The sequence below is a fragment of the Janthinobacterium sp. 17J80-10 genome (assembly GCF_004114795.1).
GTDB lineage: Bacteria > Pseudomonadota > Gammaproteobacteria > Burkholderiales > Burkholderiaceae_D > Paucimonas.
In genome coordinates, this window is sequence record NZ_CP035311.1 from 455185 (window position 1) to 476011 (window position 20827).

The following is a 20827-nucleotide window of genomic DNA, read 5'->3' on the forward strand; positions in this document are numbered from 1 at the left end:
GCGAATTCTCGTTTGATTAAAGGCTGTTGTTGCCAAATTAACGTGGCAAATGTCCGGTGGATGTTTTACACATCCTATACGGCTGGGATAGTCGTTTTTAGCCAAAAAAACGCCGGCGCCGGAGGATGAAAATTACTTTTTCAGTGCCAAAGCCAATGGCGCGAACGCTAAATGGTTGAATACAAACAAAAATATGGTGCAATGCAAAATAAGATTGCTCATCGGTTAGCTTGCAAGAATTGACGCGAATTACATAATTTAGCTCAACATATGTAATTTAATCACATATCAATCTGCATTGGGTCTGCCTACACTGCTTCATTCGAATCGCAATGTGCTTGCGATCAGCATGTCACTACTGGAGACCAAAATGCGTATTGATTCCCGCCTGCCCAACTTCCGCGCCCTGGATCCTGCGGCCCGCCTCGATGAAATTGTGAATAAAGTCGGCTTGACCCCGGAAGAGCGTGCGCTAATTTCCGAGCCGAATGCTTTGCCCTTGGAAACAGCCAATGGCATGGTCGAAAACGTCATCGGCAAGTTCGAGTTGCCTTATTCGGTGGCCGGGTACGTTCAGATCAATGGCCGGGATGTTTTGGTGCCGATGGTCGTTGAAGAGCCATCCGTGGTGGCGGCGGCGTCGTTCATGTCAAAGCTGATCCGCGACGCCGGCGGCTTCCAGACCTCCAGCAGTGGGCCGATCATGCGCGCCCAGGTGCAAATCATGGGAATAACGGACCCCTATGGCGCGCGCCATGCGCTGCTGAACCACAGGCAGGAAATCATTGAAATGGCAAACCAGCGCGACAAGGTGCTGATCGGCCTGGGCGGCGGTTGCCGCGACATCGAAGTGCATATTTTCCCTGACACGCCGCGGGGCCCGATGGTGGTGATGCACCTGATCGTCGATGTGCGTGATGCGATGGGCGCCAACACCGTCAATACGATGGCGGAAACGGTCGCGCCGCGTGTGGAGGAAATCACGGGCGGCAAGGTGCGCCTGCGCATTCTGTCCAATCTGGCTGACCTGCGGCTGGCGCGCGCCCGGGTACAGATTCCCGCGGCGCTTCTCAAAACCGACAAGTACAGCGGCGAAGATGTCATCAACGGCATCGTCGATGCTTACACGTTTGCGGCCGTCGACCCCTATCGTGCCGCCACGCATAACAAGGGCATCATGAATGGCATCGATCCCATCATCGTCGCAACAGGCAACGACTGGCGTGCTGTCGAGGCCGGCGCCCATGCCTATGCCTGCCGTGGCGGCCGCTATACCTCCCTGACCACCTGGGAAATTTCCAAAGAGGGCGACCTGGTGGGCACGATCGAGATGCCGATGCCGGTCGGCCTCGTCGGGGGCGCCACCAAGACGCATCCGCTGGCCCGGCTGTCGCTCAAGATCATGCAATTGAAATCGGCGCAGGAATTGGCCGAAATTGCCGTCGCGGTCGGCCTGGCGCAAAACATGGGTGCCCTGCGCGCACTGGCGACCGAAGGGATCCAGCGTGGCCACATGGCGCTGCATGCCCGCAATATCGCGATTGCCGCCGGCGCCAAAGGCGATTTGATCGACAAGATCGCGCAAAAAATGGCCGCCGCAAAAGATGTGCGCACCGACTATGCGATCGAATTACTGAAAGAATTCCAGTAAGCGCATTCACGCTTCATGCGAACGACATACGCAAAGGGACAGGCATGGCAATGACGCATATCGGGAACGCCGCACAGGGCTTGCCAAAGCGGGTCAAGATCGTCGAGGTGGGTGCGCGTGACGGCTTGCAGAATGAAAAAATGCAGGTTGCCACCGCGGTGAAACTTGCCTTGATCGATCGCTTGACCAATTCTGGCATCCAGTCAATCGAGGTCGGGTCATTTGTCTCGCCCAAATGGGTGCCGCAGATGGCTGATACCGCCGAGGTGGTGCGCGCCTTGCCAGTCAAGTCCGGCGTGGCATATTCAGTCCTGGTGCCGAACATGCGCGGCCTGGAGCAGGCGCTGGAAACCGGTTGCCGGGAAGTCGCGGTATTTGCCGCGGCATCGGAAGCCTTCTCACAAAAAAACATCAATTGCTCGATCGCCGAAAGCCTGGCGCGATTTGCGCCTGTGATCGAGGCTGCGCAAAAAGCCGGCGTCAACGTGCGGGGGTATGTTTCCTGCGTGCTGAACTGCCCTTTTACCGGCGATGTGCCAGCCGAAAAAGTTTCTGAAGTCGCAGCTGCGTTATATGCAATGGGGTGTTACGAAATCAGCCTGGGCGACACCACCGGTGCGGGCGGACCGCTGGCGACACGCAGGATGATCGATGCCTGCGCCCGCCAGGTGCCGGTGACTGCGCTGGCAGGACATTTTCACGATACCTACGGCATGGCGCTCGCCAATATCTGCGCCAGCCTGGAAAGCGGCGTCGCCGTTTTCGACAGCTCCGTAGCCGGCCTGGGCGGCTGTCCATATTCGCCGGGCGCCACCGGCAATGTCGCCACCGAAGATGTCGTCTACCTGATGCAGCAGCTGCAGATTGAAACCGGTCTGGACCTGCCTTTGCTGGTCGCGGCAGGCAATGACATCAGCACGTATCTTGGGCGTTCAAGCAATTCGCGTATCGCCAAGGCGCTGTCAGCAAAATCATCACCAACGATCACTGGCGCAGCATCATCGCACGCCGGGTAGCAGCATTCATACCAAATCAAAAACGGCCATTCAAGGCTCATTACACAGGAGATACAACATGAACAAACAGATTTTCACCACGATAGCAGCCGCGACTGTGGCCTTGTCGTCGCTATCCGGCGCCGCCCTCGCCCAATCCAGGGAACCCTTCCGCATCGGATTCATTACCGACATGTCCGGTGCCTATCAGGACACCGATGGTCCCGGCGGCCTGGAAGCCATCCGCATGGCAATCGAGGATGCGGGCGGCACCGTTCTCGGGCGGAAGATTGAATTGTTGTACGCCGACCATCTGAACAAGGCCGATATTGCTGCCGCCAAAACGCGCGAATGGATTGACCAGCAAGACTTGAAGATGCTGGTCGGCGGCGTCAACTCCGCCGCCGGCCTGGCAATGAACAAGGTCATTGCCGACAAAAAGCGTGTGTATTTCAATGTCGGCGCCGGCAGTGCCCGCTTCACCAACGAAGAATGCACGCCTTATACCGTGCACTATGAATACGATACGGTGGCTCTAGCCAAAGGAACCGGCTCGGCAGTGGTCGCGCAGGGCGGAAAATCCTGGTATTTCCTGGTTGCCGATTATGCCTTCGGCCATTCATTGGCCAATGACACCTCTGAAGTGGTGAAGGCGCATGGTGGTACCGTCGTTGGCTCGGTGAAGCATCCGCCGACGGCAAACGACATGTCTGCCTTCTTGCTGCAGGCGCAGGCTTCCAAGGCGCAGGTGCTGGGTCTGGCCAATGCCGGCGCCGACACGATCAATTCGATCAAGGCTGCGCACGATTTCGGCTTGACCAAGAATATGAAGATTGCCGGATTGCTGATGGTAATTAATGACATCCACGGGTTGGGACTGCCGGTTGCGCAAGGCCTGCTGATGACGGATAGCTGGTACTGGGACAAGGACGAGGCATCCCGCAAATTTGCCAACCGCTTTTTCCTGAAAATGAAGAAAATGCCGAGTTCGCATCAAGCCGCCGATTATTCTGCGACAGCAAACTACCTGAAAGCAGTGACTGCAGCAGGGACCGATGATGCCGACAAGGTGATGGCGGAACTGAAGAAAATGAAACTGAACGATTTTTATGCCAAGGGCTATATCCGCGGCGATGGGCGCTACATCCATGACATGTACCTGATGCAGGTGAAAACCCCGGCCGAGTCGAAAAAGCCCTGGGATTACATGAAGGTTGTCACCACCATTCCGGGCGAAGAGGCATTTACCAAAATCGCGGATTCGAAGTGCTCGTTACTGAAGAAATAATCGCGAATCTGTTTCAACGGTTTTCTGAGTAAGTTCAGTCCTGCGCCAACTTCTTCACGAAATCAGACTTTGCCCGCTCCCCTGAGCGGGCATTTTCATATCAGGGCTTCAGCGAGCCGACATGGGAAAGCACGGCTTCTTCCCGGCCTTCATTCACCAGCTCCGCTGGCGTCTTGCCCTCAAACGCCGGCAAGGCTGCATTCATCCAGGCATTGGCAGCATCGTCGCTGCCGGCGATTGCCCGGACTTGATGCATGATCGTGTAATAGGCCTGGGCTTTGCGCGACTGTTCCTGAAAACGTGCGCGGAGTGCTTCAAGCCCTTCGGGTGAAAGATTGCCGTCTTTAGACATGGTGACCTCGAAATTTGTGCATCTATTTTATGCCTTCATCTTATCCGTTTCCTGATGTTTACGTGGGCCCATACGCCGCGCGCCGATCTCAGGGAAGCCGGATATTTTTCCGCATAAAGTCAAACAACATTTTTACCCGTTGCAAGTGACGTGCATCCGGATGTGCCAGCGCCCATAAATCCGTGTCGAGTTCCTCAAGTGGCCCCGCGACTATCTGAACTTGCGGATTATCTTTCAGTAAAACAAGCGGAACAACGCCGATGCCCAATCCATTGACGATGGCACCGGCGGTAGACAGCACACTATTGACGCGATAACGGGGTTTAAGCTTGGGATAATGCTGCCGGCGCCACTTTTGGGAGGGATGGTCGGGTAGGGATTCGTCAAGCGCTACCCATGCCATCTCCTCCGGTAACGTTGCTTCGCCAAGACTGCGCAAATAGTCTTTGCTCCCATAAACTGCGGCACGCAGTGTGCCGAGTTTGACCCCCACCAAATGCTCCGGCGGCTTGCGCGTTGCGCGCACAGCGATATCGGCATCGCGTTGACTCAAGTTTGCGAGTGCATTCGACGCAATCAATTCAAGATCGATTTTTGGGTAAGCCTTCGAAAAATCCGCCAGTACTGGTAACAGCACACTATGCAGAACCGTGTCGGTAGTCGTGATGCGCAGCACACCTGAGGGTTCCGTCCCCTTTTTATGGGCGACTTCCCGCGCTTCATGCAATTGCGATTCGATGCGTTCGGCGTAGGCGGCTAGCGCCTGAGCCAGTTCTGTCGGCATATAGCCTTGCCGTCCACGATCAAACAATACCTCGCCCAGGTCCTTTTCGAGCCGTTTGATCGACCTGAAAACCGTCGAAGAATCGACCCTCATCCTTTCTGCCGCACCAAGGAGCGTGCGCCCGCGAATCAGGGCAAGCAGCAGCTCCAGGTCAGCCAGGCTCAGTGAGCTTTGCATATTTGCATAGGATGTTTTCATGATTGCCTATTTTAATTGCTCCATTGCATAGATAGAGTATCACCACCTTCACTTCATTTCAAAGGACTCTCACCATGATTGAGCAACGTTATGCCCCCTATGTCGACCTCCTGAGGCCATCATGAAACTCACGCTCATTAGCCATGCCTTATGCCCGTACGTACAACGGGCAGCTATCGCATTGAAAGAAAAAAATATTCCTTTTGAACGCATCGATATCGACTTGCGCAAAAAGCCCACATGGTTTCTGGCAATGTCACCGCTTGGCAAGACGCCTGTGCTGAAAGTCGATGACCAGCCAATCTTCGAATCCGCCGTGATCTGCGAATATCTAGAGGATACCGCCGGTCCTGCGCTGCATCCGGAAGATCCGCTGACTCGCGCCAGACATCGCGCCTGGATCGAATTTGCATCGGCCACACTCAACAATATCTGGACTTTTTATGTGGCTAAAGATGCAGGTGCCTACAGTGATGCGGCGAATGCGCTGATACAGCGCTTCGTTCAGATCGAAGGAGTGCTGCAGGATGGGCCTTACTTCGGCGGAAAACATTTTTCGCTGGTTGATGCGGCGTTTGCTCCGGTGTTCCGGTATTTCGATGTCTTTGATGAAGCAAGCGGCATCACATTCTTTGCGAATACGCCAAAGGTGCGTGCATGGCGGCGTGCTTTGTCAGAACGCCCGTCCGTAAGAGGCGCTGTGAGCACTGACTATCCCGCTCTTCTGCGTCAGTTCGTGACGGATCAACACGGCGAGCTTGCCAGGCGATTTGCAGTAACAGCCTGAAATTCGCAAGCCGCTTCAGAAAAATGTTTCAACAAATTTCTGGATATGACGTCCGGGATTTCCACCATCGGCCAATGGCCGCACTGTGGAAAGTGTTTCACCTTCTGGGCGCCAAAACGCTCCGCGTAGCGGCTGTCAATATAAGTATCACGATCGCCCCACATGACCAGGGATGGCACATTAGCGGCAAGCGCGCGCAATTGGGCATCCCAGGTCTGAAAGATTTCCGGATCGAGTCCGCGGTACACACGGAGCACCATCTTGCGCACTGAACCGGAAAAGCCGCGGTAAGTGGCGCTGATATGTTCGCGGCTGGGCTTGATTGCTCCGGAATTGGCATGCATGGAGCGTGCGAGCCCGGACTGCGGCATGAAAAGATGGAGCAACTCGCCGAGAATCGGCATGCGGCAAATCCGTCCATAGCGGTGCCACCGGTACTCGGACTGAAAAACCGTATTCATGATGGTGACGCTGCTTACTTTTTCCGGATGGCGCACGGCCCACGCCAGACCGAATGGACCACCGATGTCATGCACAACCAGGTTTACGGGCTCGCTGATACCGACCGCTCCCAGGAAAGCGTCGATGAATTCAGCCATCCCCTCAAGGGTGACCTGAAAGCCTGCCGGCACTGCCGACTGCCCGAATCCTGGAAGATCGGGAACAATGCATCGGTATGAGGCGCTCACGACGCGCGTCACGTCTTCCCACACCGTACCGGAGTCAGGTATGCCATGCAAAAAGAGTGTTGGCACCCCGTGGCCTGCATCCGAATAATGGATTTTTGCTCCTTGAACATTCACAAACATGGTCGTCACTTTTAAGTAAGGCGCGCAACAGAACTGCACGCGTGAATGAATACCGAAGGAAGCCTGGCTTCCTTCGGGCTTGTGTGATTCTGCCCATCAGGCATATTGGGCTTCGCCATTGCCCAAAGACCAGTTTTCCTTTTTTACCTCGACCAGGTTGATGAACACATCTTCGCGGCGCATTCCCAGTCGCTCGTGCAAACCATCCGCCAAAGCCTTGTAGTACGCCTTCTTCAGCTCCAGCGTCGCGCGGCCCTCGTTCAGCGTGACCTGGATGATGATGGCGTCCTCGCTTCGGTGAATGCCGTAGTAGCCTGGGTCCATCAGCAAGTGCGTGCTCGCATGCTCGGTGATCACGTGGAACCGGTTGTCTTTGGGGACATTCAGCACGTTGATCGTTGTGTCGTAAATGACATCGCTGATGGTGCGACGATATTCAGCGGACTTGCCTTGTGGAACATCGATGCGAACGAGTGGCATGAGAAATCTCCTTGCGAGCGGCGAAAAATGCCTGGTTTAGGTTCGGAAGCGGCGTCAGGTGCAGGCCATGAATGAACGATGACCATGCAGGCATTGTGACCACACGGCTGGCACCGGACAACTGACTTTTTTCCAGACATGGAATAGAATAACTATCTTATGAAAGATCTCCCACCTCTTCGCTCCCTGGTCGCTTTCGAGGCGGCGGCAAGGCACATGAGCTTTGCAAAAGCGGCTGAAGAGCTGTATGTGACGCCCGGAGCGGTGGGGCAGTTGATCCATAAGCTGGAAGACTGGCTCGGCGTAAAACTATTTCATCGGGAAGTGCGAAAGGTAACCTTGACGGAAGCTGGCGCCGCTTATTTCGGGCGTATCAGTAACGCCCTGGGCCAGATTTCGCATGCCAGCGGTGCGCTCAAGCAGCGGCGGCGCAACCAGATACGAATTTCGATGCCGCCCAGCTTTGCGAGGAAGTGGTTTGTGCCACGCATGGCGCGGTTCATGGATCTTCATCCTGAAATCAGCGTGCAGATCGATGCAAGTGCGGCCCTGGCGGATTTTGACAACGATGCGATTGATGTCGCGGTCAGGCATTTCAAGGCGCAGGAGAGCAACAAGCTGGATGTCGAATTGCTTTTTCTTGACGAGCTGCGTGTCTATTGCAGTCCGAGCTATTGCGAAAAACTGGCATTGAAACAGCCAGAAAACCTGGCAAAAGCGACGCTTCTGGCAACCAGAATTCACCCCTACTGGGAGCGCTGGCTCCTGCAATTTACCAGGCTGTCACGGCAAGAAATTGCCGCGATCCCCACCATCCACTTCGATGCCTCCCATCTGGCGATTGATACTGCCAAGCGCGATCAGGGGGTTGTGCTGACCAGTACGTCGCTCGTGGAGGCTGAAATTGCAAGTGGCGAGTTGATCGAACCGGTTGACGCCCGGCTTGCCGTCGATGAAGGCTACTATCTCGTTGGCCCCAAAGGCTCTTTCGCGCAGGGGGGCGCGGTTGAGGCGTTGAGGCTTTGGTTAAGACAAGTGTGTCGCACAAGTTCGTAAACCTGATAGTTCGCCGAAATCGGTTGAAGCGAATCGCTATAACGAAGCAATGAGCGCAATGATTGAACTCGGGCTCAAGATCATGAAGCACAAGAGCGCGTTGGATGCAGCACGCCTTCTGACTGTCGCGGGCGTACCCGTGCGGGTTATCTCCCGGGACCTGAAGCGCCGGCATTATGCATAAAGGTCAATCAGTTATAAATAGTGCTCGAAAAGCTCGACAGTCTCCCATTTAGTCGGCCAGCGTCCTTTGCAAGAAATCGCTGAAATAGCGTGCTGAATTAATAAAGCCGTTCTGCAATATCCTCGCGATCGAGCACTGCCCGTATTGTATTGTTGCCTGCCTTGCCCGCGAATTTGCATTCCGTTTCGAGATTTTCCTCGGTGCCGCCGCTCAACAGGGGGCAATTTCCAAACAGTTCGGCGATCCAGTCGACAAACGCACGTACCTTGGGCGACAGATGCCGGTTGTGGAGATAGACAACCGAGATTGCCATAGGCGACGAACTCAGCTGGGGCATGATTTCAACCAGCTCCCCGGTCTGCAGGTGCGGCAATACCATGTAGCGCGCTGCCTGAATCAGGCCGAATCCCTGCAGAGCGCAGGCAATGTAGGCATCCGCATCGTTGACGGAGACGGCGTCCTCGAGTTTCACCTCGGTGGCGACGTCGTCGATAATGAAATCCCAGTCGATGTTGCGGCCGGTACGGCTGGAAAAATAATTGACTGCTTTGTGGTCCTTCAGGTCTTCGATCGATTGCGGGGTGCCATGGCGTTCCAGATAGCCTGGCGCCGCGCAGGTCACCGGATGAAACGTGCCGATGCGCCGCGCAACCATGGTGGAATCCTGCAGTTCTCCGATGCGGATGACGCAGTCGACCGCTTCCTGCACCATGTCGACCGTACGGTCGCCCATGCCGATCATCAGTTCGATGTCGGGATAACGCTCGTAGAACTCGCATAGCTGCGGAATCAATATCAGTCTGCCGATGGAAGACGGTACGTCGACGCGTAAGCGCCCCTTGGGGCCGCGCGCGACATTGCGGAACGAGGTCTCGGCTTCTTCCACATCGGCCAGTATGCGGATACAGCGCTCGTAGTACGACGCACCGTCCGGCGTCAGGCTGAGCCGGCGTGTGGTGCGGTTCAGCAATCTTACTTGCAGCGCGGCTTCCAAAGTCTGGATCGTGGTAGTCACGGTGGTCCGCGGCAATCCCAGGCTCTCCGCCGCGCGGGTAAAGCTGTTTGCGTCCACCACGCGGGTAAATACCTGCATCGCTTGAAAACGGTCCATTTTTCTCTTTCATCCGAACGGCCGTCCCTCACTGGCCTTTCGCCAAATAATATCCCATCTAAGCGTTCATTGTTCGGCTGGGCGGAATAGTGTTGCTGAGCCAGACATGTTTATCCGGCGGGCCGAAACCCTCAATATACGAACCGTTGCCTCGTCCCTTACCAGAAAAGACGTAAAAACCCCGTTATGAACGTATCGCTTTTAGCCGTTGCCAAATCGTATTCCGATATCTCGGCAGTGGTGGAAGGCCACGCATTGCCTGTGCTGAATTTCGCAATTCCCGGGGGGCGCGTTTAACGGTGTCACGCATGTCGCCCTTCCCACGTATCCCCCGGTACTCGACGAGATTGCCGGGTTTCTTCGCCACCGTCTGGCGGCAAATCCCGAATAAGCCAAAAAAACCTCTCAAGGATCCATCATGACTATCTCCCGCACACGCTACGCCCTTTTGGCGACTACCGTCGCAATCATTGCTGTCTTTGGCAGTTTCGCCGCTCTCGGCGTTTATGCCAGCGCCGGAGAGGGCAAGCCGGCAGCGCCACCCGCTGCAACGGTGGATGTGGCCGAAGTCGTCAGCCGTGCGGTGACCGATTGGCAAAGCTACTCCGGCCGGCTAGAGGCGGTCGACCGGGTTGAAATTCGTCCGCTGGTATCGGGCACACTGGCAGCAGTGCATTTCAAGGATGGCAATCTGGTCAGGAAAGGCGACGTGCTGTTTACCATCGATCCGCGCCCGTACGCAGCCGAGGTGGCGCGTGCCCAGGCCCATCTGGCGGGCGCGGAAGCACGCGCCGCGTACACGGCTTCGGATCTGGCACGGGGACAGCGGCTGCTGGCAGACAATGCTATTGCCCGCCGCGATTTTGAAGAAAAGCAGAATACATCCCGCGAAGCTGCCGCCAACCTGCAGATGGCGCGCGCGGCATTGCAATTGGCACGGTTGAACCTGGAACATGCGCGAATCGTCGCGCCGGTCGCGGGCCGTATTTCACGCGCCGAGGTGACGCCCGGAAATGTGGTCGCAGCCGGATCAGCGTCGGCACCGCTCACGACACTGGTGTCGGTATCGCGCGTGTATGCCTCGTTTGACGTCGATGAGCAAAACTTCCTGAAGTACGTCAATCCGGGCAGAGCGCCCGGTGGCGCCCAGGTTCCTGTCTTTCTCGGCCTGGCCAACGAAGACGGCTACCCGCGCCAGGGCAAGGTGAGTTCAGTTGACAACCGCGTCGATACGTCGTCCGGCACGGTGCGGGTGCGCGCTGTCTTCGAGAATGCCGACGGCGTCCTGTTGCCCGGCCTGTATGCGCGAATCCGTCTCGGCAGTGGCGGGCAGCGCACGGCGATGCTGATCGATGAGAAGGCAATCGGCACCGACCAGGACAAGCGCTTCGTACTGGTGGTCGACAAAGACAACCGCACGTCCTATCGGGAAGTACGCACCGGCGCGAACCAGGACGGCTTGCGCGTCGTGAGCAGCGGTCTGAATGCCGGCGAACGCATTGTCGTCAACGGCTTGCAACGCGTACGGCCTGGCGATCTGGTCAGCCCGCATCCCGTTGCCATGGCAACGGCGAACGGTGCCGTCTCCCTGAACGTCCCGGCCAAGCCTGCGGCTGCCGCGACCAAATCCGGCCCGGCCGATAAAACCTGAGCGGTGAATCAAGGAACATCATGAATATCTCCAAATTTTTCATCGACCGGCCCATTTTCGCGGGCGTACTGTCGATCATCATCTTGCTGGCGGGTATGCTTGCCATGTTCCAGTTGCCGATTTCCGAATATCCGGAAGTCGTGCCGCCCTCGGTGGTCGTGCGCGCCCAATATCCCGGCGCCAACCCGAAAGTGATTGCTGAAACGGTCTCCTCGCCGCTCGAGGAAGCGATCAACGGCGTGGAAAACATGCTTTACATGCAGTCGCAAGCCAATAGCGACGGCAACCTGACGGTCACCGTCAATTTCAAGCTGGGCGTGGACCCCGACAAGGCGCAGCAACTGGTGCAAAACCGCGTGGCGCAGGCGCTGCCGCGGTTACCGCCGGACGTGCAGCGGCTGGGCGTCACCACAATCAAAAGTTCGCCTACGCTGACCATGGTGGTGCACCTGATTTCGCCGGACGACCGTTACGACATGACCTATCTGCGCAACTACGCCGTGTTGAATGTGAAAGACCGGCTGGCGCGGATTCAGGGCGTGGGCGAAGTCGGATTGTTTGGCTCCGGAAATTATGCGATGCGGGTCTGGCTCAATCCGCAAAAAGTAGCCCAGCGCGGGCTCACCGCAGCCGATGTCGTGCATGCAATCCGCGAGCAGAACGTGCAGGTCGCCGCCGGCGTCATCGGCGCCTCGCCGAGCGCAGCCGACGTGCCGCTGCAATTGTCGGTGAACGCCCAGGGCCGCCTGCAAAGCGAAGCCGAGTTCGCCGACATCATTCTCAAAACATCGCCCGATGGCGCGGTAACACGCCTGGCTGACGTGGCGCGCATCGAGCTGGCGGCGTCCGAATACGGCTTGCGTTCATTGCTCGACAACAAACCGGCGGTCGCCATTCCCATTTTCCAGGCGCCCGGCGCGAATGCACTGAATGTTTCTTCGCAGGTGCGCGACGCGATGCAGGAATTGTCGCGGGATTTTCCGGCATCGGTTGAATATCGCATCGTCTACGATCCGACGCAATTCGTCAGAGCCAGCATCAAAGCGGTCGTCATCACGCTGCTCGAGGCGATTGCGCTGGTGGTCCTGGTCGTCATTGTGTTCCTGCAGAGCTGGCGCGCATCAATCATTCCGTTGCTGGCAGTGCCGGTGTCGATCGTCGGTACGTTTGCCCTGATGCTGGGTTTCGGGTACTCGATCAATGCGCTGTCGCTGTTCGGCATGGTGCTGGCAATCGGCATCGTGGTGGACGACGCGATCGTGGTCGTGGAAAACGTCGAACGTAATATCGCCGGTGGCCTGTCGCCGCGCGAAGCCACCTATCGCGCCATGCGCGAAGTCAGCGGGCCCATCATCGCCATTGCCTTGACTCTGGTGGCCGTGTTCGTTCCGCTCGCCTTCATGACGGGCTTGACTGGCCAGTTTTACAAGCAGTTTGCCATGACGATCGCGATCTCGACCGTGATCTCTGCATTCAATTCGCTGACGCTGTCGCCGGCGCTCGCTGCCCTGCTGCTCAAAGGACACGATGCCGCGCCGGACCGGCTGACCCGTATCATGAATCGCGCCTTCGGCGGATTTTTCGCGCGTTTCAATCGTTTCTTCGGACGTGCTTCGGAAAGTTATGGCAGAGGCGTCACCGGCGTCATTTCGCGCAAGGCGTCCGCCATGGGGGTCTACGCGGTTCTGCTGGCGTTGACGGTCGGCATTTCATACCTGGTGCCGGGCGGGTTCGTTCCGGCGCAGGACAAGCAATACCTGATCAGCTTCGCCCAGCTGCCCAGCGGTGCCTCGCTCGATCGCACCGAAGCCGTGATCCGCCGCATGGGTGACATCGCCTTGAAGCAGCCGGGAGTGGAAAGCGCGGTCGCCTTCCCGGGCCTGTCGATCAACGGCTTCACCAACAGCTCCAGCGCCGGCATCGTGTTCGTCACGCTCAAGCCGTTTGAAGAACGCCGCGGCAAGGCGCTTTCAGCGGCGGGAATTGCCGATTCGCTCAATCAGCAGTATGGCGCCATCCAGGACGCATTCATCGCCGTATTTCCGCCGCCGCCGGTGATGGGACTGGGCACCGTCGGCGGTTTCAAGATGCAGCTTGAAGACCGGGGCGCCCTCGGCTATGCCGAGCTGAACAACGCCGCAAATGCATTCATGGCAGCAGCAAAATCGGCGCCCGAACTCGGGCCGATGTTTTCCAGCTATCAGATCAATGTGCCGCAACTCGATGTGGATCTGGACCGGGTGAAAGCCAAACAGCAAGGCGTGCCGGTGACCGATGTGTTCGACACCATGCAGATTTATCTCGGATCGCTGTACGTGAATGATTTCAATCGCTTCGGACGCGTGTTCCAGGTGCGGGCGCAGGCGGATGCCCCGTTCCGTGCCCGCCCCGAAGATATTTTGCAACTGAAGACCCGTAACGCCGCAGGCGATATGGTGCCGTTGTCATCGCTGGTGAAAGTCAGTTCCACCTACGGCCCGGAGATGGTGGTGCGTTACAACGGCTATACGGCGGCCGATATCAATGGCGGGCCGGCGCCGGGCTATTCGTCAACGCAAGCCGAGGCGGCGGCAGAAAGGATCGCGGCAAAGACCCTGCCGCGCGGCGTCAAGTTCGAATGGACCGATTTGACTTACCAGAAAATCCTGGCGGGCAATGCCGGTATCTGGGTGTTCCCTATCAGTTTGCTGCTGGTATTCCTGGTGCTGGCTGCGCAGTACGAGAGTCTGACGCTGCCGCTGGCTGTCATCCTGATCGTGCCGATGAGTATCCTGGCTGCACTGACCGGTGTTTGGCTGACCGGCGGCGACAATAATATTTTCACCCAGATTGGTTTGATGGTGCTCGTCGGATTGGCGTGCAAGAACGCAATCCTGATCGTCGAATTTGCGCGAGAGCTGGAAATCCAGGGAAGCACGGCGCTGCAAGCAGCGATTGACGCCAGCCGCCTGCGCCTGCGCCCGATCTTGATGACCTCGATTGCTTTCATCATGGGCGTGGTGCCGCTGGTGATCTCCAGCGGCGCCGGCTCGGAAATGCGGCATGCGATGGGAATCGCCGTGTTTTTCGGCATGCTGGGCGTGACGCTGTTCGGCCTGTTTCTGACGCCTGTGTTTTATGTGTTGCTTCGCACGTTCGGCAAGCGCCATCCATTGCATTCGGCCGCCACGCACGAAGCACCGCTTCCATTGGCCGCGGCCGCCGTTGCCGGGTCCCAGGCAGGCAATCAAACATAATCAGGCAGGCAGGAGCATTCAAATGACGCATTTCAAAAACATTCCCATCGCAGCGTCGTCTGCACTATTGAGCGCATTGCTGATTCTCGCGGGTTGTTCGGTAGCGCCGGTGTACCAGCGTCCCGCCGCCGGGATTCCGGCGGCATTCAAGGAAGCTGCGGCGCCGGTTGCCGATACGGCGGCGCAATGGAAAGCCGCGCAACCTGCGGAGGAAGCCGCCCGCGGCCAGTGGTGGAAAGTTTTCGGCGACGATGCACTCAATGCGCTGGAAGACCAGGCATTGCTGGCCAATCAGGATTTGAAGGCCGGCGCGGCGCGGCTGGGCCAGGCGCGCGCGCTGGAGCAAAGTGCGCGGGCCGGCCTGTTTCCGCAGGTCGGCGTGGGCATCGGGCCGACCCGGCAGCGCCCCTCCGCGGCATCGCAGGGCCTGGCGCCCGGCACGGAGACGGCGGCAACCACCCTGTGGCGCGCGCAGGCCGGCTTCTCGTACGAGGCGGATTTGTTCGGACGGGTGAATTCGGTCGTGGACGCCGCCGGCGCCGATGCGCAAAGGAACACGGCATTGTTCCAGTCGCTGCTGCTGGCGATCCAGGCCGATGTGGCGCAAGCGTATTTCCTGGTGCGCGAACTCGACGCGGAGCAGTCGATCTACACAAGTACCGTTGCGCTGCGAGGGCAGACGCTCAAGCTGCTGCAGCGCCGCTTTGAGGAAGGCGACATCGGCGAGGTTGATGTTGCGCGCGCCCGGGCCGAACTGGCGGCGGCGCAGTCGGAGTCTTTCGGCGTTGTCCGGCGCCGCGCCATCGCCGAACATGCGCTGGCAATCCTGCTTGGCAAGACGCCTGCCGATTTCAGCTCGCCGCAACGTCCCTTGACCCGCATCGCGATCACTGTCCCGGCCGGACTGCCGTCCGCATTGCTGGAGCGGCGGCCGGACATTGCAGCCGCCGAACGTGCCATGGCGGCCGCCAATGCCCGCATCGGTTCCGCAAATGCCGCGTTCTTCCCGCGCCTGAGCATCACCGGCGCACTCGGCTTCGAGTCGCGTGAACTGGGAGATCTGTTCAATTGGTCGAGCCGCACATTTTTGCTCGGGCCATTGCTTGGCACCATATTGTCTTTGCCGGTCTTCGATGGCGGCGCACGCCAGGCCGAAGTGGACCGTGCAGGCGCGAGTTACGACGAGGATGTCGCCAAGTACCGACAGGCGATCTTGAAAGCATTCGGCGAAGTGGAAGACAATCTGGCAACTTTGCGCATCCTTGGCGATCAAACCCTGGCGCAGGACGAAGCCGTCAATGCGTCGGCGCGCGCTGCGAAGTTGTCGCATCTGCAGTACCGTGAAGGTTCGGTCAGTTATTTGAACGTGATCGATGCCGACCGCAGCGTGCTGCAACAGCAACGCGTCGCGGTGCAACTGGATGGAGAGCGTGCGCGTTCGACAGTTAACCTGATACGCGCAATCGGCGGAGGGTGGGGTGAGCCGGAACGACTTTCTCAGGCGCCAAACGAGCCGCGCCCTATGCCGAGTGCAACGGCAGCCTGGAAATTCTGACGCGCTATGGGGCTAAGGAGTTCGGTCCGCCAAAATCCAGAGTTTGAAGCCAAGTTTGCCGGCCAGACTGCTCTCGGAAAAATCGGTTAGGCTGACGACCTAGGTAGGGTGATCGCCAGTTTTTTGTCGGAAGACAATGGCTGGGTTAATGCGCAGACGATTGCAGTCGGCGGCGGCTACAACATTTAAAATAAGCGGAGAACAGCGATGCTGGACCACGTCTTCATCTCAGTAACTGACATCAATCGATCCATTGCTTTTTATAGCGCGGTATTCAAGCCGCTTGGGATCATGAATCGCGTCGACTACGACGGCAAAGATGGGCCGCCGGGGCATCCTGATCTCAAAGGATTCGGTGCCGACGGCCGGATATTTTTCTGGCTTCGGGAAGGAACGGTTGAAGGACGCGCCGCACATATCGGCTTTGTTGCAAGGAACGCCGCCGAGGTCGACGCCGCATACAACGCAGCTATCGCCGCTGGCGCCACTGACAATGGCGCGCCGGGTGCTCGCCTCTACTATGACCCTCGCTACTATGCTGCCAATTTCTTGGACCCCGACGGTTACAGCATCGAGATTGTCTATAAAAGCTGGCAGCATCCGCAGACTTAGGTCCGCGGCCGGTATTTTCATTCATTTGACCTGCGTTGCCGCCGGGTGTTTGGTGTCCAGTCGGGCCCATGACTGGGGTCGCCGAAAAAACGCAAGCTTGCCGGATGAATACAGTACGCCGGTGATCACCAGGCCTGCGCCGCATACCTGCGCAATCGAAATCGACTGCCCGAGCACAACGCCGATCAATGCCGTGAAGATCGGCACCAGGTTCAAAAACACCGCAACCGAGGTCGCGCCCATGTGTTGCACTGCCTGATTCCACCACAGGTAAGCGACTGCCGAACCGAACAGTCCCATGAAGGCAATTCCCGCCGCAATCGGCAACGGTGGTGGTGTCAGGAAGTCAGGCGCCGCCATCATCGCGAACGCAGCCATCAAGGCAGCCCCGCCGGCAATCGAGGCGCCAGTCGTTTGCAATGCCGACATGCCATGCACGAAGCGTTTCGGGATAATCGGGTAAATCGCAAAGCACAGGCTGCCAACCATGACCAGCAAATCGCCGGTTGACAGCGACATAGCCGCAAGGGCGTGCCATGAACCTTTGCTGACCACCACAACCACGCCGGCAATACCCAGCGCCATGCCGACCACCTGTTGTCGCGACAGGGATTCGCGGTTGACGAGGGTCGACAGTACGGCTGTCAGCGCAGGCGTGAATCCCATGATGAGCGCGCCATTGACCGCGGAGGTCATGCGTAATCCATAGAACAGCGAAACATTGAAGCCGAACACGCCGATGGCCGACATCACCAGCAATCCGAAGGCGCTGCGGCGTAGCGCGGAAAGCGACCATCCTTCGCGCATTGCAATGATTGGCACCAGGACTGCGGCGGCAATCATGAAGCGCCAGGAAGCGGCGAATAATGGCGATACCACTTCGACGGCATACTTCCCGATCTGGAAGACCGATGCCCAAAACAGGGCGACCAATACCAGCCTTACATAGATTCCCGATGCGCTCATGATGATTGCTCCCAGTTGGATACAGGGGTAGTATAGTTTTCTAAATATAAAAATCTTGCTATGAATTTAGAAATTCATTTTCCATAAATGAAAAACCTGAGCTTTGACTGGAATGATCTGAAATTCTTCCTGGCGACCGCCCGTCATGGCGGCTTGACGGGCGCGGCGGCGGCATTGCATACGAGCCCGTCCACCGTCTCCCGCCATGTGACGGCGCTCGAGGAGCGGATGCAGGCAACGCTATTCCTGCGCCAGCAGAGCGGTTATCAACTCACCGATGACGGCGACGCGTTATTCAGGCATGTCGAGCAGGTTGAAGAGTCCATGATGGCGGCGGAAAGGAGTGGCCATGCGTCAGTGCAGCGGGAAATCACCGGGCAGGTTCGCCTTGCCACGTCGGAGACATTGGCATTTCACCTTATCGTGCCAAACCTGCATTTGTTCCGCGCGCAGTACCCGAAGCTCAGCGTCGAAATGAACATTTCACTTGCGCGCGCCAATCTGTCCAAGCGCGAGGCAGACCTGGCCTTGCGGATATCGGACCCCGCCATCCGCGATGGCGGCGGCGACTATATCGCCAGCCGCGCGGGCACGCTGGACTTCGCCGCCTACTGCCGTGCCGGCTCGACGGCAGCAAAGCTGGCCAGGAAGGGGCCGGATGCATGGCAGCAGCTCGATTACGTTTCATGGGACGAAGCCTGGGCCGACTTGCCCATGGCAAAGTGGCTCAAGGCGACTTTTTCGGAAAAACCCCCCGCACTGGCATGCAATAGCATTCAAGCCCAGCACGTTGCCATCCGGGCCGGACTCGGCATCGGTGTGCTGCCGTGCTTTGTCGGCGATCGCGATGCGTCGCTTGAGCGGTTCGGCGCAAGCCAGCCAATCTTTTCGCGTGACCTATGGCTGGTCTATCACCGCGATCTCAAGGCCAGCCAGCGCATGATTGCGCTGCGCGACTTCATCCAGGGCCTGGTCAAAAGCCATCTCAATTGAAATGCGCAAGCCATCCTGCCTCAAGCAGGCTGGCGCTTGATACCGCTACGCCCGTAGATGGGTATTGAAAAAATCGATGGTGCGTCGCCACGCCAGCTTGGCAGCCGCTTCGTCGTAGCGGGGCGTGGTGTCATTGTTGAAGCCATGCTGCGTGCCGGGATAGATGTAGGCTTCATACTTGACGCCGGCAGCCTTGAGCGCGGCTTCATATGCCGGCCAGCCCGCATTGATGCGCTCATCTTTTTCGGCATATTGAATCAGCAGCGGCGCCTTGATTTTGGGAACCTCTTCCGTCGGCGCCTGACTGCCGTAGAAGGGCACCGCAGCGCCGAGGTCGGGAAGTCGCGTCGCCAGGAAATTGGCGATGCCGCCGCCATAACAGAAGCCGACCACGCCAACGCGGCCAGTACCTTGCGGCAGATGTTTCAGGTAGTCGGCCGCTTTCAGAAAATCCGCGCGCGTCTTGTTCTGGTCGAGCTTGGCGAACAGTTCGCGCGCCTTGTCTTCGTCGCCCGGGTAGCCCCCCAGGGGGAAAAGGGCATCGGGCGCGAATGCAATGAAATTGTCCAGCGCCACACGGCGCGCAATATCTTCAATATGCGGATTCAGGCCGCGGTTTTCGTGCACGACCAATACGGCGGGCAGCTTGCCCTTGGCCGACGCCGGCTGGACTAGATAGCCGCGAAGCGTGCCGCTGCCTTCCGGCGAAGGAATTTCAACATAGCCCGCCACAATGCGCGGGTCGCTGCCGGACACTTGCTGGGCCTGGGCGAAACGTGGTTGCAGGGCCTGCAGCAAACCTTCGGCGGTCACGGCACCGACGGCGAATCGGCTTGCAGACGAAAGGAAGTCACGGCGCGTGATAGCGCCATGGACGTATTGGTCGAAGAGTTTAAAGACTTCAGGATCGAAGTCTTGCGTGGTGTCGTTTGTACTCTGGGACATGTTCGCCTCACGGATAAATAAGTTGGCATTACGGATTGCAAAATTCAAGCCATGTATCAAGGAGCATTTGGCCTGCATTGTTGTTCGATGCAAGTTATTTTCAAGCGGAATGCAGCGTTGCCCTGCACGAAATGCAGCAAATTCCGCGGCACATGTTGAAATTCGAACAGTCTGCTTGCTTGAAGCGGTCCAGCATGTATTTTCCGAGTATGGATGTACGAATTTATTCGTTTTTCCGTATTGCCAAATTCGCTATAGTGAAACGGGGCACTTTCAGCTTCGAACAGGATCGCGATTTTTTGCTTCTTATTCATTGGACCGCATCAGTACGGATATGCCTTATCTACTCTGGGATTTCGACAATACCTTAGCATATCGTCCTGGCCTGTGGTCCCAGTGCCTGGCTGATCTGGCAAATGCTGAATTGCCAGGGCTCAATCTGAAGCGGGAGCATCTGGTTCCCCATCTATCGAGTGGTTTTCCATGGCATACGCCCGATCTCGAACATCACCATCTTTCCACCTCGGATGCCTGGTGGCGCAACCTGCATCCAGTACTGGCGGCGTCGCTGGTCGCCGGTGCAGGCATCGACGCTTCCCTCGCGTTTGAACTCGCTGAACGTGTCCGCGCTGAGTACGTCAATCCCGGGCAGTGGGTGGTATTTGCCGATACTGAGCCGACACTGACGGCGCTTTCGAGTAGCGGCTGGCAGCACATCGTGCTCTCCAACCATGTTCCGGAGTTACCGCAACTAATCGCCGCCTTGGGTCTAGAGCGCCACTTTGCCCGCATTCTTACGTCCGCCGCACTGGGCTACGAAAAGCCGCATCCGTTAGCATTCAAGGCAGCGGTGTCAGGCATTCCGCATCGGGAGCAGGTCATCATGGTTGGGGACAGTTTTGTTGCTGACTATCAGGGCGCCCGTGCCGCAGGCCTCGATGCAGTCCTTGTGCGCAACGCGCATCCAGACTGCAAGACTGCACTGCCAGACCTTCATGCACTCGTGCGCCACTTGCAATAAGGGGGCAACTTGTCAATCGGCGCGAGTACCTTAAGTCATAGACTGGGCCGTTCTGGACCGCCGCAAACTACGATACATCATCGAGTGACCATTGGAAGAAGCGAATTTTGTAAATGCCAATCGACGATATTTCGAGGAAGCGTTGCTTTGAAG

General features: G+C 57.7%; 19 protein-coding genes. 12 read left to right on the forward strand and 7 right to left on the reverse strand.

Annotated elements, in window-relative coordinates:
• Positions 1 to 370: 370 nt before the first annotated feature.
• From EKL02_RS01940 to EKL02_RS01950, 3 genes are read left to right on the forward strand one after another with little or no spacing between them, the layout of a single operon-like run.
• Complete coding sequence (locus tag EKL02_RS01940) at positions 371 to 1651, forward strand: hydroxymethylglutaryl-CoA reductase, degradative (RefSeq protein ID WP_128900461.1); 1281 nt, start codon at positions 371 to 373, stop codon at positions 1649 to 1651.
• Positions 1652 to 1695: 44 nt separating this feature from the next.
• Entirely contained in the window at positions 1696 to 2667 is a 972-nt protein-coding gene (locus tag EKL02_RS01945) for a hydroxymethylglutaryl-CoA lyase (protein ID WP_277750571.1), read from the forward strand.
• 58 nt (positions 2668 to 2725) lie between these two features.
• Positions 2726 to 3934: an ABC transporter substrate-binding protein gene (locus tag EKL02_RS01950; protein WP_128900462.1), complete on the forward strand. Its 1209-nt coding sequence runs from the start codon at positions 2726 to 2728 to the stop codon at positions 3932 to 3934.
• 100 nt (positions 3935 to 4034) lie between these two features.
• Here the strand turns inward: EKL02_RS01950 and EKL02_RS01955 are convergent, their stop codons facing one another.
• Both EKL02_RS01955 and EKL02_RS01960 read right to left on the reverse strand, forming a co-directional pair.
• Complete coding sequence (locus EKL02_RS01955) at positions 4035 to 4286, reverse strand: MbcA/ParS/Xre antitoxin family protein (RefSeq protein ID WP_128900463.1); 252 nt, start codon at positions 4284 to 4286, stop codon at positions 4035 to 4037.
• A gap of 88 nt (positions 4287 to 4374) precedes the next feature.
• Entirely contained in the window at positions 4375 to 5268 is an 894-nt protein-coding gene (locus EKL02_RS01960) for a LysR family transcriptional regulator (protein WP_128900464.1), read from the reverse strand.
• Between the two features lie 121 nt (positions 5269 to 5389).
• Here EKL02_RS01960 and EKL02_RS01965 point away from each other — a divergent pair, with 121 nt between their 5' ends.
• Positions 5390 to 6055 carry a glutathione S-transferase family protein gene (locus EKL02_RS01965; RefSeq protein WP_128900465.1) on the forward strand — a complete coding sequence of 222 codons (666 nt, stop codon included), beginning with the start codon at positions 5390 to 5392 and terminating at the stop codon, positions 6053 to 6055.
• Here EKL02_RS01965 and EKL02_RS01970 read toward each other — a convergent pair.
• Both EKL02_RS01970 and EKL02_RS01975 read right to left on the reverse strand, forming a co-directional pair.
• Positions 6013 to 6864 carry an alpha/beta hydrolase gene (locus EKL02_RS01970; protein ID WP_128900466.1) on the reverse strand — a complete coding sequence of 284 codons (852 nt, stop codon included), beginning with the start codon at positions 6862 to 6864 and terminating at the stop codon, positions 6013 to 6015. The two genes, EKL02_RS01965 and EKL02_RS01970, sit on opposite strands and share 43 nt — an antisense overlap.
• A gap of 96 nt (positions 6865 to 6960) precedes the next feature.
• Positions 6961 to 7344 (reverse strand): tautomerase family protein, encoded by a 384-nt coding sequence (locus EKL02_RS01975; RefSeq protein WP_128900467.1) that lies wholly within the window; start codon positions 7342 to 7344, stop codon positions 6961 to 6963.
• 216 nt (positions 7345 to 7560) lie between these two features.
• Here EKL02_RS01975 and EKL02_RS01980 point away from each other — a divergent pair, with 216 nt between their 5' ends.
• Both EKL02_RS01980 and EKL02_RS18635 read left to right on the forward strand, forming a co-directional pair.
• Positions 7561 to 8400 carry a LysR substrate-binding domain-containing protein gene (locus EKL02_RS01980; RefSeq protein ID WP_164931925.1) on the forward strand — a complete coding sequence of 280 codons (840 nt, stop codon included), beginning with the start codon at positions 7561 to 7563 and terminating at the stop codon, positions 8398 to 8400.
• 49 nt (positions 8401 to 8449) lie between these two features.
• Positions 8450 to 8584 (forward strand): hypothetical protein, encoded by a 135-nt coding sequence (locus EKL02_RS18635; protein ID WP_277750572.1) that lies wholly within the window; start codon positions 8450 to 8452, stop codon positions 8582 to 8584.
• 97 nt (positions 8585 to 8681) lie between these two features.
• Here the strand turns inward: EKL02_RS18635 and EKL02_RS01985 are convergent, their stop codons facing one another.
• Positions 8682 to 9695 carry a LysR family transcriptional regulator gene (locus EKL02_RS01985; protein ID WP_128900469.1) on the reverse strand — a complete coding sequence of 338 codons (1014 nt, stop codon included), beginning with the start codon at positions 9693 to 9695 and terminating at the stop codon, positions 8682 to 8684.
• Positions 9696 to 10113: 418 nt separating this feature from the next.
• Here EKL02_RS01985 and EKL02_RS01990 point away from each other — a divergent pair, with 418 nt between their 5' ends.
• The 4 genes from EKL02_RS01990 (at position 10114) to EKL02_RS02005 (ending at position 16749) form a co-directional block, all read left to right on the forward strand.
• Complete coding sequence (locus EKL02_RS01990) at positions 10114 to 11346, forward strand: efflux RND transporter periplasmic adaptor subunit (RefSeq protein WP_128900470.1); 1233 nt, start codon at positions 10114 to 10116, stop codon at positions 11344 to 11346.
• Positions 11347 to 11366: 20 nt separating this feature from the next.
• Entirely contained in the window at positions 11367 to 14582 is a 3216-nt protein-coding gene (locus EKL02_RS01995; RefSeq protein ID WP_128900471.1) for a multidrug efflux RND transporter permease subunit, read from the forward strand.
• Positions 14583 to 14604: 22 nt separating this feature from the next.
• Positions 14605 to 16137: an efflux transporter outer membrane subunit gene (locus EKL02_RS02000; protein ID WP_128900472.1), complete on the forward strand. Its 1533-nt coding sequence runs from the start codon at positions 14605 to 14607 to the stop codon at positions 16135 to 16137.
• Between the two features lie 207 nt (positions 16138 to 16344).
• Complete coding sequence (locus EKL02_RS02005) at positions 16345 to 16749, forward strand: VOC family protein (RefSeq protein WP_128900473.1); 405 nt, start codon at positions 16345 to 16347, stop codon at positions 16747 to 16749.
• A gap of 21 nt (positions 16750 to 16770) precedes the next feature.
• Here the strand turns inward: EKL02_RS02005 and EKL02_RS02010 are convergent, their stop codons facing one another.
• Positions 16771 to 17715, reverse strand: a complete 945-nt coding sequence (locus tag EKL02_RS02010) for a DMT family transporter (protein WP_128900474.1) — start codon at positions 17713 to 17715, stop codon at positions 16771 to 16773.
• Positions 17716 to 17802: 87 nt separating this feature from the next.
• Here EKL02_RS02010 and EKL02_RS02015 point away from each other — a divergent pair, with 87 nt between their 5' ends.
• Positions 17803 to 18708 carry a LysR family transcriptional regulator gene (locus tag EKL02_RS02015; RefSeq protein ID WP_128900475.1) on the forward strand — a complete coding sequence of 302 codons (906 nt, stop codon included), beginning with the start codon at positions 17803 to 17805 and terminating at the stop codon, positions 18706 to 18708.
• Between the two features lie 45 nt (positions 18709 to 18753).
• Here the strand turns inward: EKL02_RS02015 and EKL02_RS02020 are convergent, their stop codons facing one another.
• Entirely contained in the window at positions 18754 to 19653 is a 900-nt protein-coding gene (locus EKL02_RS02020) for a dienelactone hydrolase family protein (RefSeq protein WP_128900476.1), read from the reverse strand.
• Between the two features lie 22 nt (positions 19654 to 19675).
• On the opposite strand from EKL02_RS02020, the gene EKL02_RS02025 reads away from it, so the two are divergent.
• Complete coding sequence (locus EKL02_RS02025; protein ID WP_164931926.1) at positions 19676 to 20674, forward strand: HAD-IA family hydrolase; 999 nt, start codon at positions 19676 to 19678, stop codon at positions 20672 to 20674.
• Positions 20675 to 20827: the final 153 nt, after the last annotated feature.